This is a genomic window from Nonomuraea sp. NPDC052129, from assembly GCF_040680095.1.
In the GTDB taxonomy this organism is placed as follows: Bacteria; Actinomycetota; Actinomycetes; order Streptosporangiales; family Streptosporangiaceae; genus Nonomuraea.
Genome location: NZ_JBFAVX010000001.1, coordinates 595902 through 622056, shown reverse-complemented (window position 1 = coordinate 622056; position 26155 = coordinate 595902). Strand labels below are relative to the sequence as shown.

Sequence of the window (26155 nt, the reverse complement as noted above, 5' to 3'; positions counted from 1 at the left end):
GCGTTGGCCTCGGCGCGTCCCCATCACTCCCGGAGGTTCTGCCATGTCGATGTCCGCCCTGGGCGAGCCGTGCGTTCTGCTCAAGCTGGGCGAGATCGTCCTCAAAGGTAAGAACCGCGACATTTTCGAACGCCGCCTGGTCGACAACATCCGCGAAGCCGTCAAGGAGCTCGGCCTCAAGCTCGACGTGCGCAAGCGGCACGGCGTCATCGCGATCTTCCTGCCCGACGGCGCCACGGCCGAACAGTCGGAGACCGTGGCCAAGCGCGTCGCCGACGTGCCCGGCCTGGTCTGGATCCACTCGGCCTGGCGGGTCGCCAAGGACCCCGACGCCGTGCTCAAGGCGAGCCTGGAGCTGGTGTCCGAGCGCGAGGAGGTCAAGCGCGGCGCCACGTTCGCGGTGCGCTCGCGCCGCCGCGACAAGCGCTTCCCGCTGCGCTCCAACGAGCTCGACCGGCTGGTCGGCGGCGCCATCAACGACGAGTACGGCCTGCCCGTCAACCTGAAGAACCCGGAGCTGACGGTCTCCATCGAGGTCGACAAGGACGAGGTGTTCGTCTTCACCGGCGGCATCCCCGGACAGGGCGGCCTGCCGGTCGGCAGCAGCGGCCGGGCGCTGGTGCTCATGTCGGGCGGCATCGACTCGCCGGTGGCCGCCTACAGGATGATGCGCCGCGGCCTGCACGTCGACTTCCTGCACTTCTCCGGCATCCCGTTCACCACGTCCGAGTCGATCTACAAGGCGTACGCGCTGGTGAGGAAGCTCGACCGGTTCCAGGGCCGATCACGGCTGTGGGTGGTGCCGTTCGGCAAGGCCCAGCAGTCGATCCGCACGTCCGGCCAGGACCGGCTCGCGGTGATCGCCCAGCGCCGGCTCATGCTCAAGACGGCCGAGGAGGTCGCGCACCGCATCCGCGCCGCCGCGCTGATCACCGGTGACGCCCTCGGCCAGGTCTCCTCCCAGACGCTGACCAACATCACGGCCCAGGATCACGCGGTCGAGCTGCCGATCCTGCGCCCGCTGGTGGGCTGGGACAAGACGGAGATCATGGCCGAGGCCCGGCGCATCGGCACGCTGGAGATCTCCGAGCTGCCCGACGAGGACTGTTGCACGCTGCTGGCCCCCAAGCGGGCCGAGACGCGCGCGAAGATCGAGGACCTCAAGCAGATCGAGAAGCGGCTGGACGCCGAAGAGCTGGCCGTCCAGCTCGCCGACTCGATCCAGGAATACAAACTCTGAGCCTGGGCTGAGGCCGGCCCGCCCGTGGGGGACCATTCCGTTGGGCGGCCCGGCCTCAGGCTTGAGAGGGCCACCCAGCCCGCGAGGGAGCGCCGTCGTCTGGAGGAGGAGCCGGCGAGGGAGCGCCGTCGTCTGGAGGAGGAGCGCCGGGAGCGTAGCGACCAGAGCGACGGGGGAAGGCGGCGGCATTGGGCGACCGAGCCCGCCGCACGGAGTGCGGCAAATCAGCACGGAGCGTAGCGACCAGAGCGACGGGGGAAGACGGCGGCATTGGGCGACCGAGCCCGCCGCACGGAGTGCGGCAAATCAGCACGGTCAGGACGCGTCCACCCTGAACGGGTCGTGCTCGGCGAGCAGCTTGTCCAGGCGGGCCTGGTCGACGCGGGTGCTGACCCCCGACAGCTCCTGACGGTCGCGTACGACCTTGCTGAGCGTGATGGTCGAGGTGATGACGTACAGGACGCCCAGGGCGAGGAAGGCCCTGATCCACCCGGAGGCCGGGAGGTAGACCAGGGCGAGCACCACGGACGACACGGAGACCCCGAACGACAGGATCGCCTGGACGTAGTAGGCGGTGGTCTGGGTGGGTTGGATGGGCTTCGTCATGTCGACCATCATCAGGCTGGGCGACATGTCGGCACATGGGGTTACGTACTCAAGTTACTCATGAGTACGGCCGACCGGGCGCGTGGTGCCGGCCGTACTCATCCCAGGCGGATCAGACCGTCAGCGCGGCGGCGGCGGTCTTGCCGAGCAGCGGCGGGAAGTCCCGCATGACCTGGGCCAGCTCGCCCAGATCGGTGTCGACCAGCGCCTGCGGCCCGTCGACGATCGCCTGCTCGGGATGCGGGTGCACGTCGATGATGACGCCGTCGGCGCCCACGGCGATCGCCGCCCGCGTCAGCGGCAGCACCAGGCCACGCTGGCCGCCCGAGTGCGACGGGTCGACGATCACCGGCAGGTGCGACAGCCGCTGCGCCACCGGCACCGCCGAGACGTCGAGGGTGTTGCGCGTGGCGGTCTCGAACGTCCGGATACCGCGCTCACACAGCACGATGTCGAGGTTGCCGCGCCGCGCGATGTACTCGGCGGCCATCAGCCACTCCTCGATCGTCGAGCTCATGCCGCGCTTGAGCATGACCGGCCGGCCCGCCGCGCCGACCGCCTGCAGCAGCGCGAAGTTCTGCGCGTTGCGGGTGCCGACCTGCAGCATGTCCGCGTACGAGGCGACCAGGGCGACGTCCTGCGCGTCGACCACCTCGGTGACGATCGGCAACCCGGTCTCCTCGCGCACGTCGGCGAGGATGCGCAGGCCCTGCTCGCCCAGCCCCTGGAAGGCGTACGGCGAGGTGCGGGGCTTGAAGGCGCCGCCGCGCAGCAGGGTCGCGCCCGCCGCCATGGCCATCCTGGCCGCCTCCAGCGTCTGCTGGGGCGTCTCCACCGCGCACGGCCCCGCGATCAGTGTCACGGTGCCGGGGCCGATCGGCACGCCGCCCACGTGGACCGTGGAGCGTTCGGGATGGTTCTCCCTGCTCACCAGCTTGTACGGGGTGCTCACCCGCATCACGTCGCGCACCCCCGGCATGCCCCGCAGGCTCGCCTCGTCGAGCTGGGTCACATCGCCCACCAGCCCGACGATCGTGCGCCGTACACCCCTGCTCACGAACGCCTCTACCCCGGCCGCCTGGACGACCGCGACGATCGACGCGATGTCATCCCCGGTTGCCTCCTGGCCCATCACGATCACCATCTGCTGCTCCTTTGATCAAGCGCGGAAAAAGCCCTGGAAACGCCGAAAGGCCCCGGGTCCATGTGGACCCGGGGCCTTTCGTTCGCCTGTCTGCTAGCGCAGCGTCAGGTGGCGAACGGACACGGGTCCGTCGCCATACCAAAACACGAACGCTTTACGCATAGTCGCCATCGTAGCGCACCGCACCCGCGCGCAAGGCAGACACGGGCCGATGGCAGGATGGCCCAAGACCACGGAAACCGGCGAGGGGAGTGTACGTGGAGGAATCGCGGCTGCCTCCGGGCCAGTACGTCCCGCGCGGCCGGCCGGTGATCCACTACGGCAGGGTGCCGCAGTTCCGGCCCGAGAGCTGGGACTTCCGTGTCTTCGGAGCCACCGCCTCGGGCGAGGAACACCGCTTCACCTGGCCGGAGTTCGAGAGCCTGCCCCGCACCGGCGTCATCGCGGATTTCCACTGCGTCACCAAGTTCTCGATCATGGGCAACGAGTGGCGGGGTGTCAGCCCGGCGACGATCGTCGCGGCGGCCCCGCCCGATCCGGGCGTGCGGCACGTGATGATCTGGGCCGAGTACGGCTACAGCGCCAATCTCCGGATGTCCGACTTCACCGCCTCGGACACGCTGTTCGCCATGGAGCTGGACGACAAGCCGATCAGCGCCGACCGAGGCTTCCCCGTACGCGCCGTCGTGCCCCATCTGTACGCCTGGAAAAGCGTCAAATGGGTGCGGGCCATCGAGTATCTCCTCGAAGATCGCCGAGGCTTCTGGGAGGAACGCGGCTACCACAACGTGGCCGATCCCTGGCGCGAGCAACGCTACTCCTACCAGGAAGAACCCGGGGAGGGCCCTCCGTAGGGTTTCCGCCCGAACACGGTCCGTTGTTGGCTACGGTTGCCCGCATGTCGACCACCGCGTGCGTGGTGCTGTCCTGCCTGACCTTCGTCCTCGGCTACGTCGTCGCCCTGGTGCCGCGGGGACGCCGGGAGCCGCGCGAGCCGTCCGATCCGGCCGGGCCGCCCCCGGGTGACTGGAGGGACGAGGCGACGTACACGGCGCTGCACATCGCGGCCCTGGCTGCCCCCTCGTTGCGCGCGGGGCTGAACCGCGACTCGGCCCGCAAGGCCGTACGCCATCTGCACGCCCTGCTCGGCACCTACGCCGTCGCGATCACCTCGACCGAGGCGGCGCTGGCCTGGGACGGCCCGTGCACCGACGAGGTGCTCACCTACGCCCGCACCGCGCTGGCGTCCGGGCTGCCGCAGGTGTTCGCCGGGGAGCCGTACGGCGCGGTCGTGGTGCCGCTGCTCGTCGACGGCAAGCTCGTCGGCACGCTGGCGGCCTTCGACCAGGAGGTGAGCGCGGCGCTGGTGCGTACCGTCACCGAGGTCGGCCGGTGGGTGTCGGGCCAGCTGGAGCTGGCCGAGCTCGACACCTCGCGGCGGCGCGCGCTGGAGGCGGAGATGCGCGCCCTGCGGGCGCAGATCTCGCCGCACTTCATCTACAACGCGCTGACCACGATCGCCTCGTTCGTCCGCACCGATCCGGCGCGGGCCCGGGAGTTGCTGCTGGACTTCGCCGACTTCGCCCGTTACGCGCTGCGCCGGGCGCACGACTTCACCACCCTGGCCGACGAGTTGACCTGCGTCGACCGCTACCTGCTGCTGGAGCGGGCGCGCTTCGGCGACAGGCTGCGCTTCAGCGTGCAGGTGGCGCCGGAGGTGCTGCCGGTGCCGGTGCCGTTCCTGTGCCTGCAACCGCTGGTGGAGAACGCGATCAAGCACGGCATGGGCAGCCGCGGCGGCGTCGGACAGGTCCGCGTGGTGGCCCGCGACGCCGGGCCGGAGGCGCACATCACCGTCGAGGACGACGGCACCGGCATGGATCCGGAACACGTCAGGCGGGTGCTCGACGACGACCCGAGGCGCGAGGGCAACGGCATCGGCCTGGCCAACGTGGACGTGCGGATGCGCCAGATCTACGGCGACGGCTACGGGCTGGTGGTGGAGACGACGCTGGGCTCGGGCACCACCGTGCGGCTCCGCGTGCCCAAGACGCGCCTCAGCGCTCTGTAGTCAATTATTCGCGCTGCGTGCGCAAGTGGGTTGTGACCTCAGCGTTATTAAGGCAGCGTGGTGGTCATGCTGCGTGTGCTGGCCGTCGACGATGAGGTGCCCGCTTTGGAAGAACTGGCCTACTTGCTGCGCAAGGACGCCAGAGTGGAACGGGTCACGACCGCGAGCGACGGCGTCGCGGCCCTGCAGGAGATGGTCCAGATGATCGGGACCGGCGAGCGGCTCGACGGGGTGTTCCTCGACATCCGGATGCCCGGCATCGACGGGCTCGACCTGGCCAAGCTCGTCGGCGGATTCCCCAGCCCGCCCAGGTTGGTGTTCGTCACGGCGCACGAGGACTGCGCGGTGCGGGCGTTCGAGCTGGAGGCCGTCGACTACCTGCTGAAACCGGTCCGGGCCGAGCGGCTGGCCGAGGCGGTGCGCAGGCTGGAGGTGGCCGTGGCGCCGCCCGCCGAGCCGGCCCTCGACGATGTGATCCCGGTTGAGCTGAGCGGGATCACCAGGTTTGTCCCGCAGCAGGCGGTCTGGTACGCCGAGGCGAAGGGCGACTACGTACGCCTGCACACGGTCGACGGCAGCTACCTCGTACGCATGTCCCTGGCGGCGCTGGAGCGGCGCTGGGCCGACGCCGGGTTCATCCGGGTGCATCGCAGCACCCTCGTCTCCGCCAGGCACGTGAGCGAGCTCAGGTTCGAGGGCGGCAGGGTGATGCTGACCGTCGGCACCCAGACGCTCCAGGTGAGCAGGCGGCACAGCCGCCAGGTGCGCGAGCAGCTGGTCCGCCAGCATCGCGGCGCCATTTCCTGACCCGTCGCTGACCCGTTGTGCCGCCCGTTTCCCGGGTGGGGTGGGCGTGAACGCGGGGAGTGTGAACGGCCGCCCGCGCGGTTCGCCGCGCCGGGCGATTTCTCCGTGATGGTGGCGAGTTCCCTGGTCACACCGGGTCGGGTGGCTCTGTGGCGTCCGGAGGGCCGTCGTGTCCGGGATCGCGGGGCCGCGGAAGTGACCGTTCGTCGTGCCGGAGCCGCCGCTCGTCGTATCAGCACGCTCCGTATGGCGATGACTACAGACCGTTCGACGAGCTGTCCGTAAACGGGGGTTCGCCCGCAAGATCGCGACCGTAGTGTTTGCGCATCGGAAGCCACCCGGCGCATCGGGGGGGACGAGCCGAAAGGCTCGCTGATTAGTCTGATGCGTCGGATCCTCCGGTGACCGCGCAGGTCACCACGGCTGTCGGGCCCTCTACCGGGGGGCAGGGCCCGCCTGCCGAGCACGTGTGGGACGCCCGCTGTGGCCGCGGAAAGGACCGCGATCCGGCTTACGGGGGTGGCCGGATCGCGAGAGCGGGCGTCCCGACACGTGCGTCAAGGCCCGACTCAACCGAGCAGGCCGGAGATCACGGCTCGTCGCGGAGCTTCTTGAGGGTGGCGATGTCCTCGCGGTGCTTGTCGGCCTTCCCCGGCGTCTCGATGCAGATCGGGACGCCCGCCACGGCCGGGTGCCGCATCAGGTCGGCGAACGGCTGGGCGCCGATGTGCCCCGCGCCGATGTTCTCGTGGCGGTCCTTCTTCGAGCCGCACACGTCCTTGGAGTCATTGGCGTGGATCAGCTTCAGCCGCCCCGGCGCGATCGCGTGCAGCGCGTCGAACGTCTCCTTGACCCCGCTCGCCGCGACCAGGTCGTGCCCGGCCGAGAACGCGTGGCAGGTGTCGAGGCAGATGTTGGCCCGCGGGTGCCAGTCGAGCGCCGCCAGGTAGGGCTCCAGATCCTGCACCGTGGCGCAGAGCATCGCCCCCTGGCCCGCCATCGGCTCCAGCAGCAGATCGGGGCCGCCCTCGGGGATCTCGTCGAGCAACGGCAACAGATGCTCGCGCAGCTGGCGCATCGCGTCGTCGCGCGGCTGCGTCACCGCCGAGCCCGTGTGCACCACGACTCCCTTGGCGCCGACCTCGGCGCCGCGGCGCAGCGTGTAACGGACGAGCGCGATGGTGCCGGCCACCGTCTCGGGGTTGGGCGAGCCGAAGTTGGCCAGGTAGGGCACGTGCACGAAGGTATCGACACCCGACGCGGCCAGCGCGGCGTCCTCTTCGGGCTTGCCCGGCGTGAGCGCCCAGGCGCGCGGGTTGGTGACGAACACCTGGATCATCTCGGCGCCGATCTCGGCCATGTACGCGAGACCGCCCGTCGCCAGGCCGCCCGCGACGGAGACGTGCCCGCCGATGAGAGAGGTTGGGGTCATGATGCCTATCAGTTTAGGCGGGCGGCGGAGCGGGCCGGCCGTGCGGGATATGCGGCGAGCTTGGAGCATGACACGAAAAGTCCTAGCCAACCGCTGGGCCACTTGAGAGTTCTTGCGGATGGACCGGGCACCAGGCGGGTGTGTGTACTGCTGCTATGCCCAACACGCTCACCGGTCTGGCCGGGTTCAACGCCCGGGAGGCCATCGAGGCGGAACTGCTCGCCTGCTGCGCCTCCCGCGCCTTCGCCAGGTCCGTCGCGGCCCGGCGCCCCTACAGTGACCCGGACCGGCTCGCCGCCGCCGCGGACGTGGCCGTACGCGACCTGGCCTGGCCCGACGTCCTCGAAGCGCTCAGCGCCCACCCCAGGATCGGGGAGCGCGCCGAGAGCGCCTGGTCCAGGCAGGAGCAGTCGGGCGTCGAGGACGACACGCGCGCCGAGCTGGCCGAGGGCAACCGGGCCTACGAGGACCGTTTCGGCCACGTCTACCTGATCTGCGCCACCGGCCTGACAGGCGCGGAGATGCTGGCCAGGCTGCGCGAACGCCTGCTCCACGACGAGGAGACCGAACGCGCCACCGTTCGCGACGAGCTGGCCAAGATCACCAGGCTGCGGCTGGTCAAGCTGCTGGAGGGGTCCTGATGAGCTTCTCGACGCACGTCCTGAACGCCGTCACCGGCCGCCCCGCCGCGGGAGTGGCCGTACGGCTGGAGTACGCGGGCGAGGTCGTGGCCGACGGCCGCACTGACGCGGACGGCCGGATCAAGGGCTGGAACCCCGGCGCCGGCGTCCACCGGGTGGTCTTCGACACCGGCGCCTACCTGGCCGACACGTTCTACCCCGAGGTCGTCATCACCTTCACCGTGACGGACCCGGCCGCGCACTATCACGTGCCGCTGCTGCTCAGCCCGTTCGCCTACTCCACCTACCGAGGGAGCTAGAACGTGCCCGACGTCATCCTGGGCCCCAACCGCTACGGCAAGGCGGAGACCCGGCTCGTCCGCGTCGTCCGCGAGGGCGACGTCCACCACCTGAAGGACCTGAGCGTCAGCTCCTCGCTCTCCGGCGACATGGAGGCCGTCCACCTGACCGGCGACAACGCCACCGTGCTGCCGACCGACTCGCAGAAGAACACCGTCTACGCCTTCGCCAAGAAGCACGGCGTCGACCAGATCGAGGACTTCGCGCTGCTGCTGGCCCGGCATTATGTCGCGTCACAGCCGTCGATCGACCACGCCAGGGTGGAGGTCGAGGAGTACGCCTGGGAGCGGATCGGCGGCGACCGGCCGCACTCGTTCGCGCGCAAGGGCGGCGAGGTGCGCACCTGCGTCGTCCACCATGACCGGGACGGCCGCACCACCGTGGTCTCCGGCCTGAAGGACCTGGTCGTGCTCAACTCGACGGGCTCGGAGTTCCACGGCTACATCCAGGACGAGTACACCACGCTGCCGCCGACCACCGACCGCGTCCTCGCCACCGCCGTCGCCGCCCGGTGGCGCCACGCTTCAGAAGGGACCGCGTACGGCAAGTCGTACGAGGAGGTCCGGCGCTGCCTGCTCGAGGCGTTCGCCGACACGCACAGCCTGTCACTGCAGCAGACGCTGTACGCGATGGGAAAACGGGTACTGGACACCCGAGGCGAGGTCTGCGAGATCAGGTTCGCGATGCCGAACAAGCACCACTTCCTGGTGGACCTCTCGCCGTTCGGCCTGGACAACGACAACGAGGTCTACTTCGCGGCCGACCGCCCCTATGGCCTGATCGAGGGCGGCGTACTGCGCGAGGACGCCCCTGACGCCGCATTCGCCTGGGAGTAGAGCGATGGAATTCCTGCGCCCCACGACATGGGACGAGGCGCTGGCCGCCAAGGCGGACCGGCCCGGGGCCGTGCCCATCCAGGGTGGCACCGACGTGATGGTCGAGATCAACTTCGACGCGCGACGGCCGGAGGCGCTGCTGGACCTCACCCGCGTGCCCGAGTTGCGTACCTGGTCCCTGGAGGACGGCCGCTACCGGGTGGGGGCCGCCGTGCCGTACACCACGATCATCGAGGAACTTGCCGGCCCGCTGCCGGGACTGGCGCAGGCGTCGCGGACGGTCGGCTCGCCGCAGATCCGCAACCGCGGCTCGGTCGGCGGGAACCTGGGCGCGGCTTCGCCCGCCGGGGACAGCCACCCGCCGCTGCTCGCCGCCGGGGCGGTGATCGAGGTGGAGTCGCGCGACGGGGGCGTCAGGATGATCCCCGCCCACGAGTTCTACCTGGGCGTCAAGCGGTCCGCGCTGCGGCCGGACGAGCTGATCAGGGCCGTCCACCTCGAACCCGCCACCGGCCCTCAATACTTCTCCAAGGTCGGCACCCGCAACGCCATGGTCATCGCGGTGTGCTCGTTCGCGGTCGCGCTGCATCCCGGGGAGAGGCGGGTCGGCACCGGCCTCGGATCGGCCGCGCCCACGCCGCGCAGGGCGCTGGAGGCCGAGGAGTTCCTGCGCCGCGAGCTCGACTGGAACGCCCGGCTCGACCCCGCCGTGCTGAAGCGGTTCGGCGAGTTGTGCGCTCGGGCCGCCTCGCCGATCGACGACGTGCGCGGCACCGCCGACTACCGCAGGCACGCCATCGGCGTGATGGCTCGCCGCACGCTGACCTGGGCCTGGAACGACTACCGAGGAAGGAGGGCCGCCTGATGCGCGTCACCTTCACCGTCAACGGCCGCGAGCAGTGCGCCGACGACGTGTGGGAGGGCGAGAGCCTCCTGTACGTGCTGCGCGAACGGGTCGGGCTGCCCGGCTCCAAGAACGCCTGTGAGCAGGGCGAATGCGGATCGTGCACGGTCTACCTAGACGGGACGCCGGTCTGCGCCTGCCTGGTCGCCGCCGGGCAGGCCGAGGGCCGCCAGGTGCGTACCGTCGAGGGCCTGGCCGACGGCGACCGGCTCGACCCCGTGCAGGAGGCGTTCGTCGAGAGCGGCGCGGTGCAGTGCGGCTTCTGCACGCCCGGTCTGATCGTGCAGACGCACGACCTGCTCGAACGCGTCGACCGGCCGTCCGACGCGGAGATCCGCGAGGCCCTCGCGGGGAACCTGTGCCGCTGCACCGGCTACGAGAAGATCCTGGACGCGGTACGGCTGGCGGCGGAGCGAAAGGCGGCGACCAGGTGACCTCTCCCACACAGCCCGGCTTCGGGTCGATCGGATCCGCGCAGTCCGGATCCGGGTCGATCGGATCCGCGCAGTCGGGTTCTGTCCGGTCGGGTTCTGTGCAGATCGACAACGTCTACATCGCGCCTGTTGCCGGGCCGGAGGTCGAGTCCGGATATATCCGTATCGAGGGTGATCTGATCACTGGCCTCGGCCCCATGGCCGATGCGCCCGCCACCCCGCCGGCCACCCGGATCGACGGCACCGGCTGCCTGGCCACGCCCGGCCTGGTCAACACCCACCACCACCTCTACCAGTGGGCCTCGCAGGGCCTGGCCCAGGACGCGACGCTGTTCGAGTGGCTGGTGGCCCTCTACCCCGTGTGGGCCGCCATGGACGCCGAGGTCGTCAGGGGCGCGGCCGGGGCGGGGCTCGGCCACCTGGCCCTGTCCGGCTGCACCACCTCCAGCGACCACCACTACATCTTCCCCAAGGGCCGCGGCGACCTGCTCGCCGCCGAGATCGAGGCGGCACGCGAGCTGGGCATCCGCTTCCACCCGGCGCGCGGCTCCATGGACAGGGGCGAGTTGCAGGGCGGCCTGCCCCCGGACGTCGTCGTCGAGCGGCTCGACGAGATCCTCGCCGCCACCGCCGAGGCCGTCGACGTCTACCACGACCCGTCGTTCTCCTCGAAGCTGCGGATCGCGGTGGCGCCCTGCTCGCCGTTCTCGGTCAGCGGTGAGCTGATGACCGAGGCCGCCGCCCTCGCCCGCGACCGGGGAGTCCGCCTGCACACCCACCTGGCCGAGACGCTGGACGAGGAGGAGCACTGCCGCGCGCAGTTCGGCATGCGGCCCGTCGAGTACATGGACAAGCTCGGCTGGCTCGGCCCCGACGTCTGGTTCGCGCACGCGGTGCACCTCAGCGACTCCGACATCGGCAAGCTCGCCGCCACCGGCACCGGCTCCGCGCACTGCCCCTCGTCGAACGGCCGGCTCGGCGCCGGGATCGCCAGGGTTTCGGAGATGCTCCGACGCGGCGCGAACGTCGGCCTCGGCGTGGACGGCAGCGCCTCCTCGGAGCTGACCACGCTGTCCGGCGAGATGCGGCAGGCACTGCTGTTCCAGCGGGCCGTGTACGGACCCGGCGCGCTGACCGCCCGGCAGGCCCTCGAACTCGCCACGCTCGGCGGGGCCCGCAACCTCGGCCGTGAGGGCGAACTGGGCACGCTGGAGGCGGGCAAGCTCGCGGACATCGCGCTGTGGCGGGTGGACGAGCCGTTCGCCTCGGCGGTGACCGACCCGGTCTGCCGCCTGGTCTTCGCCACCCGCCAGCCGCCGCTGGCCCGGCTGCTGGTCGGCGGCGAGACGGTCGTCGAGGACGACGAGCTCAGGACAGTCGCCCATGACGCAGTCGGCCGCGCGGGCGTTGAGGCCCACCGCCGCCTGACCCGGCTGGCCGAAAAGCATGGCATCACCGCCGCCAAGGAGATCCACCGGTAACCACGCCCATCTGTCGTGAATCACGCGGCGGGCGGCACCGGACGCCAGTTCGAGGCGCCGTCCGCCGGGATGTGATGATGAATCGTCGCGTCTCCCCGGAGGCGGGGCCGTTCGCCGTTCGTCACCGTGTGGGAGTTCGTAGTGGTTGAGCATGTGCTCGTTGCCCCCGACAAGTTCAAGGGGTCGCTGACCGCCGCCGAGGTGGCGGCCCATGTGTCGGCGGGGCTGGGCGTTCCGGCGATAGAGCTGCCGGTGGCCGACGGGGGAGACGGCACCGTGGACGCGGTCGTGGCCTGTGGCTTCACGCGCGTCTCCCGCCAGGTCACCGGGCCCACGGGCGAGCCCGTCCAGGCTTCGTACGCGCGGCGCGGAGACACCGCCGTCGTCGAGCTCGCCGAGGCGTCCGGCCTGCGCCGCCTTCCCGGCGGGCTCGAGCCTCTCACCGCCACGAGCTACGGCACCGGCGAGCTCATCGCCGACGCGATCCGCCAGGGCGCCAAGCGCGTCGTGCTGGGCCTGGGCGGCAGCGCCTGCACCGACGGGGGCGCGGGCATGGCGCAGGCGCTCGGCGCCCGCTTCCTCGACGCTCAGGGCGACGAGCTCGAGTACGGCGGAGCCGCCCTGGGCAGGCTCGACCGCATCGACATCTCCGGTTTCACGGATATGTCGGGCATTGAGGTGGTGGTGGCCAGCGACGTCGACAACCCGCTCCTCGGTCCGCACGGCGCCGCGGCGGTCTACGGTCCGCAGAAGGGCGCGACCCTGGAGGACGTGCCGGTCCTGGACCGGGCGCTCGGGCGCCTCGCCGCCGTCGCCACGCGCACGCACGGTCTCGCGGGCGCCGTCGAGCACGACGACGTGCCCCGCCCGATGGGCGTCGCCGGGGCTCCGGGCGCAGGGGCCGCGGGTGGGGTGGGGTTCGCGGCGCTGGCGTTCCTGCACGCCGAGGTTCAGCCGGGCATCGACTACCTGCTCGACCTGCTCGGGTTCGGTGAGCACGTCAAGGGGGCCCGCCTGGTGATCACCGGTGAGGGCTCGCTGGATGAGCAGTCGCTGCGCGGCAAGGCCCCTGTCGGCGTCGCCCAGGCGGCTGCCAGGGCGGGCGTGCCGGTGGTCGCCGTGTGCGGTCGCCGTACCCTGTCCGACGCTGAGCTCCGGGCGGCCGGCATCGAGGCCGCCTACGCCCTCACCGACCTGGAGCCCGACCCGGCCCGCTGCATGGCCGACGCCGCCGCGCTGCTCGAACGCCTGGCCGCCAAGCTCGCCGCCGACCGCCTCTGACCGGAGTTGATATGAGCGGCTATGACCTCGTGGTTCGATCGCGCAGGACCGTCACGCCCGACGGTGAGCGGGCCGCCTCGGTGGCCGTCCGCGACGGCCGGATCGCCGCGGTCGGCGCGTACGGTGACGCCATCGAGGCGGCCGAGGACATCGACCTGCGTGACCTCGCGCTGCTGCCCGGCCTGGTCGACACTCACGTGCACGTCAACGAGCCGGGCCGTACGCACTGGGAGGGGTTCGCCTCGGCCACCAGGGCGGCCGCCGCCGGCGGAGTCACCACGATCGTGGACATGCCGCTCAACTCGCTCCCGCCCACCGTCACCGTGGACGCGCTCGACGCCAAGCTGCGCGCCGCCGACGGGCAGTGTCACGTGGACGTCGGCTTCTGGGGCGGCGCGATCCCCGGCAACGTCAAGGACCTGCGCCCCCTGCACGACCGCGGTGTCCACGGTTTCAAGTGCTTCCTGTCGCCGTCGGGCGTGGAGGAGTTCCCGCCGCTCAGCCCTTCAGAGGTGCGCCAGGCGCTCACGGAGCTCGCCGGGTTCGACGGCCTCATGGTCGTACACGCCGAGGACCCGGCGCTGCTGGCCGAGCCGGCGGGTCCGACGTACCGCGAGTTCGTGGACTCCCGGCCGGGCGCGGCCGAGCGCAGCGCGGTCGAGCAGGTGATTCGACTGGGCCGGGAGACCGGCGCCCGGGTGCACATCCTGCACGTCTCCAGCGCCGACTGCCTGGAGCCGCTGGCCGCCGCCCAGGCCGAGGGGGTACGCATCACCGCCGAGACCTGTCCCCACTACCTGACCCTGGCCGCCGAACAGGTGCCCGAGGGCGAGACCGCCTACAAGTGCTGCCCGCCGATCCGCTCCGCCGCCAACCGTGACCGGCTCTGGGACGGGCTGGCCGGTGGCGTACTGAGCTGCGTCGTCTCCGACCACTCGCCCGCACCGGCCGACCTCAAGGTGCCCTCGTTCGCGGCGGCCTGGGGCGGCATCGCCTCACTCCAGCTCGGCCTGCCGGCCGTATGGACCGAGGCGTCGCGCCGCGGTCACGGGCTGGCCGACGTGGTGCGCTGGATGTCCACCCAGCCAGCAGCAATGGCCCATATTTCCGGAAAAGGCGGGATAAAGGTTGGCAACGACGCTGATCTGGTGGCTTTCGATGCCACGGCCGTCAACCCGGTCGACGCGGCCCGGCTCCACCACAAGAACCCGGTGACCCCCTACCACGGCCACCTCCTCAAGGGCGCCGTCCTTACCACCTGGCTCCGCGGCCGGCCCACTGACGGCGTACCGCACGGAGCCTTCCTGTTGGGAGAGCAGTAGATGCCCGGCTTCACCGACCTGCCCGACCTCGCGATGCGTACCCTCGGCGGCTCGGTGGTCGCCGCCAGCGACGAGTCCTTCGCCGAGAAGGAGAGCCTGATCCGGCCGGGACGCCCCGGTTTCCAGGCGGAGACGTTCGGCAGCAAGGGCCAGGTCTACGACGGCTGGGAGACCCGGCGCCGGCGCGAGCCCGGCCACGACTGGGCGATCGTCCGGCTCGGCCTGCCGGGGGTCGTCCGGGGCGTGGTGATCGACACAGCCTGGTTCAAGGGCAACTTCCCGCCCCACGCCTCGGTCGAGGCCGTGGCCGTGGACGGCTACCCGTCACCCGCCGAACTCGCCGACGCCGACTGGGTGGAGATCGTGCCGAGGAGCGACCTCAAGGGGGACGCCGAGCACGCTTTCGAGGTGACCGACGACTCCCGTTACACGCACGTCCGGCTGAACATGTATCCCGACGGCGGGATCGCCCGCCTGCGCGTGCACGGCGAGGTACGGCCGGACCTGTCCCTCTACGACGGGCTCAGCCTCGACCTGGCCGCCCTGGCGAACGGGGGGCGGGTCATCGCCTGCTCCAACGAGTTCTACTCGGCGCCCGACAACGTCCTGGCCCCCGGGCTGGCCCGCCATCAGGCGGAGGGCTGGGAGACCGCGCGGCGGCGCGAGGCCGGGAACGAGTGGCTGGTCATCCGGCTCGCCGCGCGCGGCGTCATCCGGCTGGCCGAGATCGACACCACGAACCTGCTGTTCAACGCGCCCGGATGGGTGTCACTGACCGGCTACGACGGTGACCGTGAGGTCGAGCTGCTGGCCAGGACGCGGCTGCAGCCCGACACCCCGCACCGGTTCCGCCTGGAGCACGCCGGGCCGGTCACGCGGGTGCGCGTCGACATCTATCCCGATGGTGGGCTGGCAAGGGTCCGGTTGAACGGCACCCTCGCCTGACGGCCCTCGCCTGGGCGCGGCCCGGCCGTCGGGTCACTGCCAGAGGACGACTGCCGGGTTACTGCCAGAGGACCACCACCGCGCCGGGCGGCCGCTCGCTGTTGCCCGCCGGGCGCTGGAACCGTACGACTCCATCGCCCGAGAGCTTGCGGATCTGCACCCTGAAGCCGAGACCCTGTAACTCGTTCCTGGCGTCGCCGGTGTTCTTGCCCACCACCGACGGGACGAGCTGGAACTCCTGGTCGTCACGTGCCTCGTTGTCCTCATTGTCGCCGCTGAACCAGTCCCAGAAGTCGGTCTGGCACCGGGCCACCGTGATCATGGCCTGCGCGCCCTTGTTGACCTCGGCCTTGGCCTTGGGCGCCTGCGCGATCACCGTGCACGGTTCGGCCCGGTCGTCGACCTCGTTGACCTGCACCTGGAAGCCCTGGGTGCCGAGGTAGCTGGCCGCCTCGTCCTTGGGCATGCCGCTGACGTCGGGCATCACGAGCCCCGCGCTGACGTAGAGGTTGACCTTCGAGTTCTCCTTGACCTTCTCGCCCACGTCGGGCGAGGTGCGGATCACCTTGCCGCGGTCGATCTCCTGGTTGGCCTGCCGGCTGACGCGGTTGACGTCGAGCCCGGCCTTGCCGATCGCGGTGCGGGCCTCGGGCTCGGTCATGCCCTCGACGTTGGGCACCAGCACCCGCTTCGGGCCCAGCGAGGGGACCAGCGTGAGGGCCGCGCCCCGCTCGACCTCGACGTTGCGCCCCGGGTCGGTTCGCAGCACGAGGCCCTCGGCGACCTTCTCGTCGTGCTGGCCGGGGGCCGTCTTCACCTGGAAGCCCTGGCCGGCGGCGGCTTTCTGGGCGACCGCCAGGTCCCTGCCGACCAGGTCGGGCACCGGCACGTACGTGGTCTGCGAGAAGTACCAGCCCGTCAGCGCCACCGCCACCACCATGACCGCGGCGAGCGCGACCAGGAACCAGTTGGGCTTGAAACCGGTGCGCCGCGCGGGCAGCTCTTCGCGCGGCTGGATCATCGTGTGGTTCGGCACCACCTGCGTCATCGCGTGCGGCGCGGTGGCGGGTCTGGAGCCCGGCATCGAGTACGGCATGGAGCGCGCCCCGGACGCCCCCGAGTGCATGGGCGGCGTCGTCGTACGGGGCAGCATGCGGTGCGCGTCCACGGCCGCCACCAGCATCGCGGTCGCGTCGGCGGGACGGTCGTCGGGGGAGCGGGCCGTGGCGTGCGTCACCAGCGTGTCGATCAGCGGCGGCACCTCCGGCACCACGGAGGACGGCGGCGGCACGGTGTCGTGGACGTGCCGGTAGGCCACCGACATCGGCGTCTCGCCGTCGTAGGGCTGCTCGCCGGTCACCAGCTCGAACAGCATGATGCCCGCCGCGTAGACGTCGCTGCGCACGTCGGCGCCGCCGGTCATGACCTGCTCGGGCGACATGTAGCCGATCGTGCCGATCATCACGCCGGTGCGGGTCTGGTTGGTCGCCTCGATCGCCCGAGCCAGGCCGAAGTCCACCACCTTCACCCGGCCGTCGTCGGTGAGCAGGACGTTCTCGGGCTTGACGTCGCGGTGCACCATGCCCGCCTGATGGGCCGCGCCCAAGGCCGCGAGCACCGGTATCATGATCTCCAGCGCCTCGCGGGCGGGCAGCCTGCCCCGGTCGCGCAGGGTGTCGCGGAGCGTCTTGCCGGGGACGTACTCCATCGACAGATAGACCACGTCACCGTCGGTGCCCTGGTCGAAGACATGCACCACGTTGGGGTGCGAGAGGCTGGCCACGGACTTGGCCTCGCCGATGAACCGCCGCACGAACGCCGGGTCCTCGGCGAGCGAGCGATGCATGACCTTCAGCGCGACCGTGCGGTCAAGCCGGACGTCGAGCGCCAGGTAGACGGTCGCCATACCGCCCCGCGCGATCCGGGACTCGATGCGATAACGCCCATCGAGCAGCCGTCCGACGAGAGGGTCCGCTGTCGTCGTGTCCACCCCGCTGAGTTTACGGGCGTTTTGCCACTGGCAAGGCCTGACCATCCGAAACCGATGCCGAGCCGTGCTCGTTGGAACGCGCCTATCTGGAACATAACCGGACATATCCTGTTTCGCCGGTTCCGCGTGGCGTCGGCGACTGCGGGCCTGTCCGGGGCCCTCGCGTGGCTACGGACCCGTCGGGGGCCTTCGCGTGGCTACGGAACCGTCCGGGGGTTTCGCGTGGCTATGGGCCCGTCGGGGAGGATGCCTCCGCGTAGCGGCGGCGGGGGATGCGGCCCGCCTGGTGGGCGAGCCGGCCCGCCTGGACGGCCGCTCTCATGGCCGTCGCCATCAGCTCCGGCCGCTGCGCCCTGGTGACGGCCGTGGCCAGGAGTACGGCGTCGCAGCCCAGCTCCATCGCCAGGGCGGCGTCGCTGGCCGTACCGATGCCCGCGTCGAGGATGACCGGCACCGAGGCCGCCTCCACGATGAGCTCGATGTTGTGCGGGTTGCGGATGCCGAGGCCCGAGCCGATCGGCGCGCCGAGCGGCATCACCGCGGCACATCCGGCCAGCTCCAGGCGACGCGCCAGCGCCGGGTCGTCCCCGATGTACGGCAGCACCACGAACCCGTCGGCCACCAGTCGTTCGGCCGCGTCGAACGTCTCGATCGGGTCCGGCAGCAGCGTCCGCTCGTCGGCGATGACCTCGAGCTTGACCCAGTTCGTGCCGAGCGCCTCCCTGGCCAGCCGGGCGGTCAGCACGGCGTCGCCCGCGGTGAAGCAGCCGGCGGTGTTGGGCAGGACCTTGATGCCGCGTTCGCGCAGCACGTCGAGCACCGAGCCGGGTGCACTGGGGTCGAGCCGCCGCATGGCGACGGTCGTCAGCTCGGTGCCGGACGCGACCAGCGCCTGGTCGAGCACCTCCAGCGACGGCGCGCCGCCGGTGCCCATGATGAGCCGGGAGGAGAACTTCTCTCCGGCTATGAGGAGATCATCCACCTTGCACCGCCGTCAGCACTTCCATCCGGTCACTGTCGCCGAGCGCTGTCGTCTCCCAGGCGCTCCGCGTCACCACCTCGTCGTTCACGGCCACGGCGACGCCGGTCGTCGCCGTGGTGAGCGTGAGTACGGCCTGCGCCACGGTGGTGCCGTCGGGCACCTCGTGCGGGGCCCCATTGATGGTCACATTCATGAAATATCCCGATATCTCAGCGGCGAGCACAGCTCCGCGAGCTCGCTCTCCTCGCCCAGCAGAATGGCCGCCGTGAGCGGGGCCAGCAGCACCCCGCCCCGGTGATGCCCAGTGGCCAGCACCAGCCCCGGCGTCCCGCTGGGCCCGATGAGCGGGACGTTGTCCGGTGTGCCCGGCCGCAGCCCCGCCACCACGTCGGCGATCTCCAGCTCGGTGACGCCCGGGACCAGCTCGTGGGCGTCCCGCAGCAGCTCGTACAGTCCGCCCGCCGTCACCCTCGTGTCGAACCCCAGCTCCTCCTGGGTCGCCCCGACCACCAGCTCACCGTCACCCCTCGGCACCAGGTAGACGGATTTGCCGTGGACCGTCCCGCGTACGCACCTGCCGAGCAGGGGCTGAGGGGAGCGCAGCCGCATGATCTGCCCCTTGACCGGCCGTACCGGGACATCGACCAGCCCGGCGCTCCACGCCCCGGCCGCCAGCACGACCTGCTCGCCCCGGATCTCGGCGGGGATGTCCGCCTGCGGGAGGCCCTGGTCCGGGGTGGCTGTCCCGTCCGGGGTGGCTGTCCTGTCCGGGGTGGCTGTCCTGTCCGGGGTGGCTGTCCCGTCCGGGGTGGCTGTCCTGTCCGGGGTGGTCGGCCCGGACGGAGTGGCCGTCTGGTCCGGGGGTGCGAGGCGTACGCCCACGACCTGGTCGCCCATGCCGCCGTTCCGGAGTAGTTCGCTGACGCGAGCCCGGACGAGGGGGACGCCCAGGCGGTCGAGTGCGGCCTGGAGCGCGGCGGTGACCCGGCGCGGGTCCACCCAGGCGTCTCCACGGGCCAGCAGCCCACCGCGTACGGAGGGCGCCAGCATGGGCTCCAGCCGACGGCACTCGCGCCCGGTGAGCCGCTCGACCGGTAGCCCCAGCTTCTCCATGAACGCGGCCAGCTCACCGAGCGCCGCCAGATCGTCGGCCCCGAACGCCACGGCCAGCGTCCCGTCGACCCGGAAGTCCAGCCCGGCCCGCGCGGCCTCACTGAGCCCGCTCACGACCGCTTCAGACGCCCCGGCCTCGTCAACGCGGGTGGCGGCGGGTTGCGTACCGGTGTCGAGGCCGGCGTCGGTGGCGAGTTCGGAGGCGAAGGACGGCCAGCGGCGCAGTGCGGCGAGGCCCAGTCGGAGCAGCGGCTCCTCCGTGTAGGTGACCTCGCTCACCGGCGCCAGCATGCCCGCCGCCGCGTGCGAGGCCCCGGTGGCCGGAGCCGGGTCGACCACGGTGACCGGCCGCCCCGAGCGGGACAGGCGCCAGGCGATGGACAGCCCGATGATCCCGCCGCCTACGACGATGTCCACGTCCGCTCCCTTCGCCGGCATGATCCGGATCAGGTGTCTTGCGGTCGAAGGCCCGGTGCAGCCTTCCTCTCAGCCCGGTAACGGCCGGACTCCCGCGCGTCTTACGTCTCCACCCTACGGCCTCGGCGCGACGTCCCGGCACGGGCCCCGTTATGGTCTTGAACGTGAATCATGTGGTGGTGGCAGGTGCCGGTCTGGCCGGTGTACGGAGTGTCGAGGCGCTGCGCGCGAAAGGGTTCGACGGCAGGATCACGTTGATCGGGCAAGAGCGGCACCGGCCGTACGACCGGCCACCCTTGTCGAAGGCGGTCCTGTCCGGCAGCAGTGACTCCAGCTTCGTCGACGCCGACCTCGCCGTGCTGGAGGTGGACTTCTGGCCGGGTGTCTCGGCCAAGGCGCTGCGTCCCGGCGTCGTCGAGACCACCGAGGGCGAGCTCGGCTACGACGGGCTGGTGATCGCCACCGGAGCCGAGCCGATCACGCTGCCCGGTGACGGCCGTCAGCACGTGCTGCGTACCCTCGACGACGCGCTGGAGCTGCGCGCCCGGCTCGTCAAGGGCGCCCACGTGGTGATCATCGGCGCCGGTTGGATCGGCGCCGAGGTGGCCACCGCCGCCCGCCGGGCCGGCTGCGAGGTGACCGTGATCGAGGCGGGCCCCACCCCGCTCGCCCAGGCGGTCGGCCCCGAGATCGGCGCCCGCACCCAGGGCTGGTACGAGGGCATCGACCTGCGGCTGAACACCCTGGTCGGCTCCGTGGACGACGGCGGCGTCACGCTCGCCGACGGAAGCCTCATCGAGGCGCACGTGGTCGTCACCGGCGTCGGCGTGCGCCCGACCGTCGGCTGGCTCGCGGGCTCCGGCGTCGACCTGGACAACGGCGTCGTCACCGACGAACACCTGCGCACCTCCCTGCCGAACGTCGTGGCCGTGGGCGACTGCGCCGCCTGGTGGTCGCGCCGGTTCGAGACCAGGCTGAGGGTCGAGCACTGGGACGCCGCGCTCAACTCACCCGAGGTGGCCGCCGCCACGCTGCTGGGTGTCGAGGCCGCCTACGACCCGGTGCCTTATTTCTGGTCCGAGCAGTTCGGCCACATGGTCCAGTACGCGGGCCACCACCCGGCCGGAGACCGCCTCCTCTACCGGGGCGAACTCGGCGGAAAATGGTCGGCCTGCTGGCTCACCTCGGACGACACCCTGGCCGCGGTACTCGCCGTGGACCGGCCCCGAGACCTCGTCCAGGGCCGCAGAATCATCGAAGCCGGACACCGCGTAGACGCCGAACGCCTGGTAGATCCCGACCTCTCCCTACGGGACTGTGTTGTTTGAGCAAGCACGCCATGTGGTAGTTGTGGTTTCGTGACGCTTTCTGTTGCGCAGATCGACCGGGAGACCGACCAGCTCGTCGCCGAGTGGCTCACTCTCCCCGAAGTGGCCGCGCGCCTAGACCTTTCGATAGGGCGGGCCAAGCAACTCCTCAAGGACCGGAAACTGCTCGGTGTGCGCCGGGGTGGTGGTGGGCCACAAGTGCCCGCGGTGTTCCTTGACGGAAAGGACGTGATGAAGGGTCTGCCCGGCACGCTCTCCGTGCTGCGCGACTCCGGTTACGACGACATCGAGTCGCTGCGCTGGCTCTTCACTCCCGACGACTCCCTGCCCGGCTCGCCCGTCGACGCCATCAGGGCCGGTCGCCATACCGAGGTCAAGCGGCGTGCCCAAGCCCTCGCTTTCTGACGCCCGCCTCTACCTCTGCACGGACGGCCGTCGCGAACGCGGTGACCTGGCCGACTTCCTCGACGCGGTGCTGGCCGCGGGCGTGGACATCGTCCAGTTGCGGGAGAAGGGGCTGGAGGCGCGCGAAGAGCTCGCGCTTCTCGAGGTCTTCCGCGACGCCTGCGACCGGCACGGCCGGCTGCTGGCGGTCAACGACCGGGCCGACATCGCCTACGCCGCCCGGCCCGACGTGCTCCACCTGGGGCAGGACGATCTTCCGGTGAAGGTCGCGCGAGAGATACTCGGCGACGACGTCTTCATCGGACGGTCCACCCACTCCATCGCCGAGGCGTCCGCCGCGGCCGTGGAGGAGGGCGTCGACTACTTCTGCTGCGGTCCCGTCTGGCCGACGCCGACCAAGCCGGGCCGCCACGCGCCGGGGCCATCGCTGCTCCGGCACGCGGCGTCGCTCGGCACCGGGCGGCCGTGGTTCGGCATTGGTGGGATCGACCTGGGCAATCTCAACCAGGTTCGGTCGTACGGGGTCGAACGGGTTGTGGTGGTACGCGCCATCACGGAGGCCGACGATCCGGGCGCCGCGGCAGCGGAGTTCGCCAAGCGCCTGGCCGGCTGACAGACGCGCGCGGGCGCCCTCCGGCGCCCGCCGCGCCGTACTCAGGTCGTGTGTGAGGCGGCGGGTCGTACACGCGGCCTCTCAGGGTGTGCGCGTGCGGCCTCTCAGGTGCGCCTGAGAGTGAGAGTGATGACTCAGGTGGTACGTGAGGTGGCGGCCACCGCCAGGTCCGACAGGGCCGCGCGGGCCTCCGGTGTGATGGGCGCCTTGCCGAGGAACGTCAGCGCCTCGCCGAGGTAGTCGCCGATCATGTCCTCGCACTGGCGCAGCGCCCCGGTGCCCTCGATGATGCCCCGCAGCACGGCCACCCCGTCCTCGTCGAGTCCGGGGTCGCCGAGCAGGGCTCGCACGGTCTCGGCGTCGCCGGGTGCGGCCGCGGCCAGCGTCCGGGCGACGAGCATCGTCCGCTTGCCCTCGCGCAGGTCGTCGCCCGCCGGTTTGCCGGTCTGCGCCGGGTCGCCGAACACGCCCAGGATGTCGTCGCGCAGCTGGAAGGCGATGCCGACCCGCCGGCCGTACTCCATGCAGAGCTCGTCCATCCACGGCTCCAGGCTGCCGGCGGCGAGCACCAGGCCGAGGCGGAGCGGTTGTTCGACGGAGTATTTGCCGCTCTTGTAGAGAGCGACGCGCAGGGCGGACTCGAAGGTGTTCTCGCCGTGCGCCTGCTCCAGCAGGTCGAGATATTGGCCACACATCAGCTCGGTGCGCATGTGGTCGTGCACCGGCTGGGCCGCCGACAGGGACTCGGGCGGCAGGCCGCTGCTGCGCCACATCTCGCCGGACCAGATCAGCAGCAGGTTGCCCAGCAGGATCGCCGCGCCCTCGCCGAACTGCTCCGCCGAGCCGTGCCAGCCCGACTTCTCGTGGATGGCCTCGAAGCGGCGGTGCGCGGACGGCATGCCCCTGCGCAGGTCGCTCTTGTCCATCACGTCGTCGTGCACCAGCGCGCTGGCCTGGAGCAGCTCCAGCGAGGCGGCGGCGGTGAAGATCCCGGGCACGTCGGTGCCGCCCGCGCCCCGCCATCCCCAGTAGCAGAAGGCCGGGCGCAGCCGCTTGCCGCCGGACAGCAGGTCTTCGGCGGCCGAGCGGAGCGGCTCGAGCTCGGTGTCGCCGGGGACGGGCAACTGCCGTCGGACGAACGTCCGCAGCGCGGCGTCCACCTTGGCACGCAGGGCGTCCAGGCTCGCGGCGTCAGTGGTCATGCATCTGAGACTAGTGGCCGGGCGGCCGAGCCGGATCTCCAGGGACGGGGCTTGTGGCGGTAGCCTGGGTCACATGGCGCTTGGTCGACCCTCCATCCTGCCCGATCGTGTTCCCACCGTCCGTGAGCTTCTCGCGTCCGGTGGCCGGTCGTTCTCCTTCGAATTCTTCCCGCCGAAGACGGACGAGGGGGAACGGCAGCTGTGGCGGGCGATCAGAGAGCTCGAGTCGCTGCGGCCGACGTTCGTGTCCGTGACCTACGGCGCGGGCGGCTCCAGCCGTGACCGCACCGTCGACATCGTCGAACGGCTGGCCCACGACACCACGCTCACCCCTGTGGCGCATTTCACCGCGGTCAACCACTCGATGCGCGAGCTGCGCCACCTGATCGGCCGCTTCGCGGACGCGGGGGTGCGCAACATCCTCGCCGTGCGGGGCGACCCTCCTGGTGACCCGACGGGCGAGTGGGTCCAGCACCCCGAAGGCGTCCTGTACGCCGAGGAGCTCGTGCGGCTGATCCGGCAGGTGGGCGACTTCTGCGTGGGCGTGGCGGCGTTCCCGTACAAACACCCGCGTTCGCCGTCGATCGAGTCCGACACCGACTTCTTCGTACAGAAGTGCCGGGCCGGCGCCGACTACGCGATCACCCAGATGTTCTTCCAGGCCGACGACTACCTGCGGCTGCGCGACCGCGTGGCGGAGCAGGGGTGTGACACGCCGATCATTCCGTGCATCATGCCGGTCACGCAGATGAGCACGATCGCCAGGTCGGAGCAGCTGTCGGGGGCGCCGTTCCCGGCGGACCTGGCGGCCCGCTTCGAGGCGGTGGCTGACGACCCGGCGGCCGTGCGGCGGCTGGGCATCGACCACGGGGTGGAGCTCTGCCAGCGGCTGCTCGATGAGGGCGCCCCAGGCATCCACTTCATCACGTTCAACCGCTCCAGCGCGACGCGAGAGGTGTTCGAGCGGCTTGCTCCGGCCGAGGCGCTGTCCGCGTAACCCGGCGCATCCTGGCCTTTCTCTTGTTGCGACTCGTCCCTTGGCCGTCTAGATCCTTTGGTGCGACCCCTGTGACGGTCCGGCGGAGTGGAGGAAGGCGGTCCGTCGCGGTCGGGGTCCCTGGGGAGGGATAGCTCTTTCGTGGGAGAAGAAGAACGACCCTCGGTGAGGGGACCTCGTGCCGGTGCTCCGCCCGCAGGGGGATCGGGCGGATGGCCGGTTGCCCTACGTAGTGAAGATTGCCCAGAGTGACGGCTGGCAAACCACAAGTCACGAGACGGCCAATGACACGCCGGTTCGTTCTCCGGCCTAGTCGAAGAACTGCCAGATGCTGAACCTGCGCACGTAGAGAGGCACGGCATCCCGGCCGAGCACCCTGATGCGCCTGATGCGTGTCTTCTGGTTCATCTTGACCTTCACGCACTTCAGGTGCGCACCGTGGAATCCAGGCAGGGCGGAGTAGGAGATGGACACGGCGCGGTGCGCCAGACCCCGGTCGGACAGTCCCAGCCCCACCTCCCGGTAGAGGCGCCTTGACCCCTTCAGGGCGAACGCGGTGGAGCCGATGAGCGCGTGATTCGCCTTCGGCGGGCAGTGCACGAAGATCCGGACGTGGCTGGCCTGGCGGGGGTCCCAGGGGAGGACGCGGAGCGACGGGACGTTCTTCAGCTCTGGGGGGATGGCAGTCTTGGAGCTCTTTTTGCTGGTGCTCGCGGTCGACGTGGGTGTGGGCGTAGGTGTGGGTGCGGAGGTGGCGGTCGGCTCGGGTGGGGTGCCCTGGCTCACCAGGAGAGTGGCGGCCACTCCGATTCGTGTGACGAGACGCATAGGTTCCTCCTGCCGGACGTCCGGGTGGTGTGACGTGGGCGTCGGTGCAGGGGGAGGTGCCCGGGATTGACGCGGATGGGGGCGCCAGGTTGATCGTCTTCATTATGGCGGCGGCGTGGCGAACGAGGCGGAGCCGCGCTGGTACGGACCTGGAACGAACCGGATCAGGGCCGCGATTCGCCCCCTGTGGTCAAGCCGCCGGGGTCAAGCCGTCGTGTCAAAGCCGTCGTGGTCACAGGGGGAGGGGTCTGCCCACGATCGCGTACTGCTCGTAGCCGCCCGGGAAGAGGAACGGGCTCAGCAGGTCGGTGAAGCCCATGCTGGCGTACAGGTGGCGGGCCGTGGTGGGGCGATCGTGGGTGGACAGGACCGCCGAACGCTCGCGGCGGCCCGCGCACAGAGTGGAGATCATGGCGCGGCCGATGCCCTTGCCCTGGTAGTCGGGGTGCATGTGGATCTCGGCCAGTTCGAACGCGTTGCCCAGCCAGGCGTCGGCGACCTCCCTGCCCGCCTGGTTCTCCAGCGCGCGGAACACGACGTCGTGCCACCACTGGCCCGGCGCGCCCCGGAAGCCGTAGGCGAAGCCGACGATCTTCGGGGGGTATGCCTCCGACTCCCCACGCAATTCAGCGAAATAGCACTGGAAATATGGGTATGTCCCGTGATTCCGCATGATGGCCTTGCGGCCGGTGATCTGGTCCGCGGGCGGGCGCATGGCGGCGGCGTAGATGCCGATCACCGTGTCCAGGTGTTCGGTGAACTCCGCCTGTCCCGCCCCACGAAACTCGATCACGCGT

Annotated in this window: 27 protein-coding genes and 1 riboswitch; of the genes, 17 read left to right on the top strand and 10 right to left on the bottom strand. The window is 70.9% G+C overall.

Going from position 1 to position 26155, the window contains the following annotated elements; genetic code table 11:
* Positions 1-43 precede the first annotated feature (43 nt).
* Positions 44-1240, top strand: a complete 1197-nt coding sequence (gene thiI, locus AB0L53_RS02835; RefSeq protein ID WP_363989330.1) for a tRNA uracil 4-sulfurtransferase ThiI — start codon at positions 44-46, stop codon at positions 1238-1240.
* Positions 1241-1555: 315 nt separating this feature from the next.
* Here the strand turns inward: thiI and AB0L53_RS02830 are convergent, their stop codons facing one another.
* Both AB0L53_RS02830 and aroF read right to left on the bottom strand, forming a co-directional pair.
* Positions 1556-1846, bottom strand: a complete 291-nt coding sequence (locus AB0L53_RS02830; protein WP_357945114.1) for a YiaA/YiaB family inner membrane protein — start codon at positions 1844-1846, stop codon at positions 1556-1558.
* Between the two features lie 112 nt (positions 1847-1958).
* Positions 1959-2990, bottom strand: a complete 1032-nt coding sequence (aroF, locus tag AB0L53_RS02825; protein WP_363989327.1) for a 3-deoxy-7-phosphoheptulonate synthase — start codon at positions 2988-2990, stop codon at positions 1959-1961.
* Between the two features lie 257 nt (positions 2991-3247).
* Here aroF and AB0L53_RS02820 point away from each other — a divergent pair, with 257 nt between their 5' ends.
* The 3 genes from AB0L53_RS02820 to AB0L53_RS02810 all read left to right on the top strand — a co-directional run bounded on the left by AB0L53_RS02820 (position 3248) and on the right by AB0L53_RS02810 (position 5868).
* Positions 3248-3844 carry a sulfite oxidase-like oxidoreductase gene (locus tag AB0L53_RS02820; RefSeq protein WP_357639851.1) on the top strand — a complete coding sequence of 199 codons (597 nt, stop codon included), beginning with the start codon at positions 3248-3250 and terminating at the stop codon, positions 3842-3844.
* Between the two features lie 44 nt (positions 3845-3888).
* The gene (locus AB0L53_RS02815) at positions 3889-5061 is read left to right on the top strand and encodes a histidine kinase (RefSeq protein ID WP_363989323.1); all 1173 of its coding nucleotides are present in this window, start codon (positions 3889-3891) and stop codon (positions 5059-5061) included.
* Positions 5062-5127: 66 nt separating this feature from the next.
* On the top strand, positions 5128-5868 hold the full coding sequence (locus tag AB0L53_RS02810) for a LytTR family DNA-binding domain-containing protein (RefSeq protein WP_357946337.1): 741 nt from the start codon (positions 5128-5130) through the stop codon (positions 5866-5868).
* A 589-nt stretch (positions 5869-6457) separates the two neighbouring features.
* On the opposite strand, the gene AB0L53_RS02805 is transcribed toward AB0L53_RS02810, so the two are convergent.
* Entirely contained in the window at positions 6458-7300 is an 843-nt protein-coding gene (locus tag AB0L53_RS02805; RefSeq protein ID WP_363989320.1) for a deoxyribonuclease IV, read from the bottom strand.
* 155 nt (positions 7301-7455) lie between these two features.
* Here AB0L53_RS02805 and uraD point away from each other — a divergent pair, with 155 nt between their 5' ends.
* The 9 genes from uraD (at position 7456) to alc (ending at position 15483) form a co-directional block, all read left to right on the top strand.
* Complete coding sequence (gene uraD, locus AB0L53_RS02800) at positions 7456-7941, top strand: 2-oxo-4-hydroxy-4-carboxy-5-ureidoimidazoline decarboxylase (RefSeq protein WP_363989317.1); 486 nt, start codon at positions 7456-7458, stop codon at positions 7939-7941.
* The gene (uraH, locus tag AB0L53_RS02795) at positions 7938-8240 is read left to right on the top strand and encodes a hydroxyisourate hydrolase (RefSeq protein WP_363990347.1); all 303 of its coding nucleotides are present in this window, start codon (positions 7938-7940) and stop codon (positions 8238-8240) included. Before uraD ends, uraH begins: the two co-directional genes overlap by 4 nt.
* Before the next feature lie 3 nt (positions 8241-8243).
* Complete coding sequence (pucL, locus tag AB0L53_RS02790) at positions 8244-9116, top strand: factor-independent urate hydroxylase (RefSeq protein WP_363989314.1); 873 nt, start codon at positions 8244-8246, stop codon at positions 9114-9116.
* A gap of 4 nt (positions 9117-9120) precedes the next feature.
* Entirely contained in the window at positions 9121-9981 is an 861-nt protein-coding gene (locus tag AB0L53_RS02785; protein WP_363989312.1) for a xanthine dehydrogenase family protein subunit M, read from the top strand.
* A complete protein-coding gene (locus AB0L53_RS02780) occupies positions 9981-10454 on the top strand; it encodes a (2Fe-2S)-binding protein (RefSeq protein WP_363989309.1) in 474 nt (157 codons plus the stop codon). Before AB0L53_RS02785 ends, AB0L53_RS02780 begins: the two co-directional genes overlap by 1 nt.
* Before the next feature lie 104 nt (positions 10455-10558).
* Positions 10559-11935, top strand: a complete 1377-nt coding sequence (locus AB0L53_RS02775) for an 8-oxoguanine deaminase (RefSeq protein ID WP_363990343.1) — start codon at positions 10559-10561, stop codon at positions 11933-11935.
* 141 nt (positions 11936-12076) lie between these two features.
* Positions 12077-13216 carry a glycerate kinase gene (locus AB0L53_RS02770; protein WP_363989307.1) on the top strand — a complete coding sequence of 380 codons (1140 nt, stop codon included), beginning with the start codon at positions 12077-12079 and terminating at the stop codon, positions 13214-13216.
* Positions 13217-13227: 11 nt separating this feature from the next.
* Positions 13228-14538 (top strand): allantoinase AllB, encoded by a 1311-nt coding sequence (gene allB, locus AB0L53_RS02765; RefSeq protein ID WP_363989304.1) that lies wholly within the window; start codon positions 13228-13230, stop codon positions 14536-14538.
* Positions 14539-15483 (top strand): allantoicase, encoded by a 945-nt coding sequence (gene alc, locus AB0L53_RS02760; protein ID WP_363989301.1) that lies wholly within the window; start codon positions 14539-14541, stop codon positions 15481-15483.
* A 58-nt stretch (positions 15484-15541) separates the two neighbouring features.
* Here alc and pknB read toward each other — a convergent pair whose 3' ends face one another.
* The 4 genes from pknB to AB0L53_RS02740 all read right to left on the bottom strand — a co-directional run bounded on the left by pknB (position 15542) and on the right by AB0L53_RS02740 (position 19985).
* Positions 15542-17473: a Stk1 family PASTA domain-containing Ser/Thr kinase gene (gene pknB / locus AB0L53_RS02755; RefSeq protein ID WP_363989298.1), complete on the bottom strand. Its 1932-nt coding sequence runs from the start codon at positions 17471-17473 to the stop codon at positions 15542-15544.
* Positions 17474-17699: 226 nt separating this feature from the next.
* Positions 17700-18407: a thiazole synthase gene (locus AB0L53_RS02750; protein WP_363990341.1), complete on the bottom strand. Its 708-nt coding sequence runs from the start codon at positions 18405-18407 to the stop codon at positions 17700-17702.
* A gap of 40 nt (positions 18408-18447) precedes the next feature.
* Positions 18448-18648: a sulfur carrier protein ThiS gene (gene thiS, locus AB0L53_RS02745; RefSeq protein ID WP_225298594.1), complete on the bottom strand. Its 201-nt coding sequence runs from the start codon at positions 18646-18648 to the stop codon at positions 18448-18450.
* The gene (locus tag AB0L53_RS02740) at positions 18645-19985 is read right to left on the bottom strand and encodes an FAD-dependent oxidoreductase (RefSeq protein ID WP_363989294.1); all 1341 of its coding nucleotides are present in this window, start codon (positions 19983-19985) and stop codon (positions 18645-18647) included. The genes thiS and AB0L53_RS02740 overlap by 4 nt, the downstream gene beginning before the upstream one ends.
* Positions 19975-20091, bottom strand: a riboswitch (TPP riboswitch). Its footprint overlaps the gene before it by 11 nt.
* A gap of 58 nt (positions 20092-20149) precedes the next feature.
* On the opposite strand from AB0L53_RS02740, the gene AB0L53_RS02735 reads away from it, so the two are divergent.
* The 3 genes from AB0L53_RS02735 to thiE are packed head-to-tail and all read left to right on the top strand — an operon-like array spanning position 20150 to position 22331.
* Positions 20150-21313, top strand: a complete 1164-nt coding sequence (locus AB0L53_RS02735; protein ID WP_363989291.1) for an FAD-dependent oxidoreductase — start codon at positions 20150-20152, stop codon at positions 21311-21313.
* A gap of 30 nt (positions 21314-21343) precedes the next feature.
* Positions 21344-21718 carry an Rv2175c family DNA-binding protein gene (locus tag AB0L53_RS02730; RefSeq protein WP_225298599.1) on the top strand — a complete coding sequence of 125 codons (375 nt, stop codon included), beginning with the start codon at positions 21344-21346 and terminating at the stop codon, positions 21716-21718.
* Positions 21696-22331 carry a thiamine phosphate synthase gene (gene thiE / locus AB0L53_RS02725; protein ID WP_363989287.1) on the top strand — a complete coding sequence of 212 codons (636 nt, stop codon included), beginning with the start codon at positions 21696-21698 and terminating at the stop codon, positions 22329-22331. Before AB0L53_RS02730 ends, thiE begins: the two co-directional genes overlap by 23 nt.
* 134 nt (positions 22332-22465) lie before the next feature.
* Here the strand turns inward: thiE and AB0L53_RS02720 are convergent, their stop codons facing one another.
* Positions 22466-23533: a polyprenyl synthetase family protein gene (locus AB0L53_RS02720; protein WP_363989285.1), complete on the bottom strand. Its 1068-nt coding sequence runs from the start codon at positions 23531-23533 to the stop codon at positions 22466-22468.
* A gap of 73 nt (positions 23534-23606) precedes the next feature.
* Here AB0L53_RS02720 and metF point away from each other — a divergent pair, with 73 nt between their 5' ends.
* A complete protein-coding gene (gene metF / locus AB0L53_RS02715) occupies positions 23607-24530 on the top strand; it encodes a methylenetetrahydrofolate reductase [NAD(P)H] (protein ID WP_363989282.1) in 924 nt (307 codons plus the stop codon).
* 309 nt (positions 24531-24839) lie between these two features.
* Here metF and AB0L53_RS02710 read toward each other — a convergent pair whose 3' ends face one another.
* Together AB0L53_RS02710 and AB0L53_RS02705 are read right to left on the bottom strand one after the other, a co-directional pair.
* A complete protein-coding gene (locus tag AB0L53_RS02710) occupies positions 24840-25358 on the bottom strand; it encodes a hypothetical protein (RefSeq protein WP_363989279.1) in 519 nt (172 codons plus the stop codon).
* Between the two features lie 232 nt (positions 25359-25590).
* Positions 25591-26151 carry a GNAT family N-acetyltransferase gene (locus AB0L53_RS02705; protein WP_363989276.1) on the bottom strand — a complete coding sequence of 187 codons (561 nt, stop codon included), beginning with the start codon at positions 26149-26151 and terminating at the stop codon, positions 25591-25593.
* Positions 26152-26155: the final 4 nt, after the last annotated feature.

Coding starts and splice junctions, on each gene's coding strand:
- thiI (WP_363989330.1), top strand. CDS start 44: ATGTCGATGTCCGCCCTGGGCGAGCCGTGCGTTCTGCTCAAGCTGGGC.
- AB0L53_RS02830 (WP_357945114.1), bottom strand. CDS start 1,846: ATGACGAAGCCCATCCAACCCACCCAGACCACCGCCTACTACGTCCAG.
- aroF (WP_363989327.1), bottom strand. CDS start 2,990: ATGGTGATCGTGATGGGCCAGGAGGCAACCGGGGATGACATCGCGTCG.
- AB0L53_RS02815 (WP_363989323.1), top strand. CDS start 3,889: ATGTCGACCACCGCGTGCGTGGTGCTGTCCTGCCTGACCTTCGTCCTC.
- AB0L53_RS02810 (WP_357946337.1), top strand. CDS start 5,128: ATGCTGCGTGTGCTGGCCGTCGACGATGAGGTGCCCGCTTTGGAAGAA.
- AB0L53_RS02805 (WP_363989320.1), bottom strand. CDS start 7,300: ATGACCCCAACCTCTCTCATCGGCGGGCACGTCTCCGTCGCGGGCGGC.
- uraD (WP_363989317.1), top strand. CDS start 7,456: ATGCCCAACACGCTCACCGGTCTGGCCGGGTTCAACGCCCGGGAGGCC.
- AB0L53_RS02785 (WP_363989312.1), top strand. CDS start 9,121: ATGGAATTCCTGCGCCCCACGACATGGGACGAGGCGCTGGCCGCCAAG.
- AB0L53_RS02780 (WP_363989309.1), top strand. CDS start 9,981: ATGCGCGTCACCTTCACCGTCAACGGCCGCGAGCAGTGCGCCGACGAC.
- allB (WP_363989304.1), top strand. CDS start 13,228: ATGAGCGGCTATGACCTCGTGGTTCGATCGCGCAGGACCGTCACGCCC.
- alc (WP_363989301.1), top strand. CDS start 14,539: ATGCCCGGCTTCACCGACCTGCCCGACCTCGCGATGCGTACCCTCGGC.
- AB0L53_RS02750 (WP_363990341.1), bottom strand. CDS start 18,407: ATGGGCACCGGCGGCGCGCCGTCGCTGGAGGTGCTCGACCAGGCGCTG.
- thiS (WP_225298594.1), bottom strand. CDS start 18,648: ATGAATGTGACCATCAATGGGGCCCCGCACGAGGTGCCCGACGGCACC.
- AB0L53_RS02720 (WP_363989285.1), bottom strand. CDS start 23,533: ATGACCACTGACGCCGCGAGCCTGGACGCCCTGCGTGCCAAGGTGGAC.
- metF (WP_363989282.1), top strand. CDS start 23,607: ATGGCGCTTGGTCGACCCTCCATCCTGCCCGATCGTGTTCCCACCGTC.
- AB0L53_RS02710 (WP_363989279.1), bottom strand. CDS start 25,358: ATGCGTCTCGTCACACGAATCGGAGTGGCCGCCACTCTCCTGGTGAGC.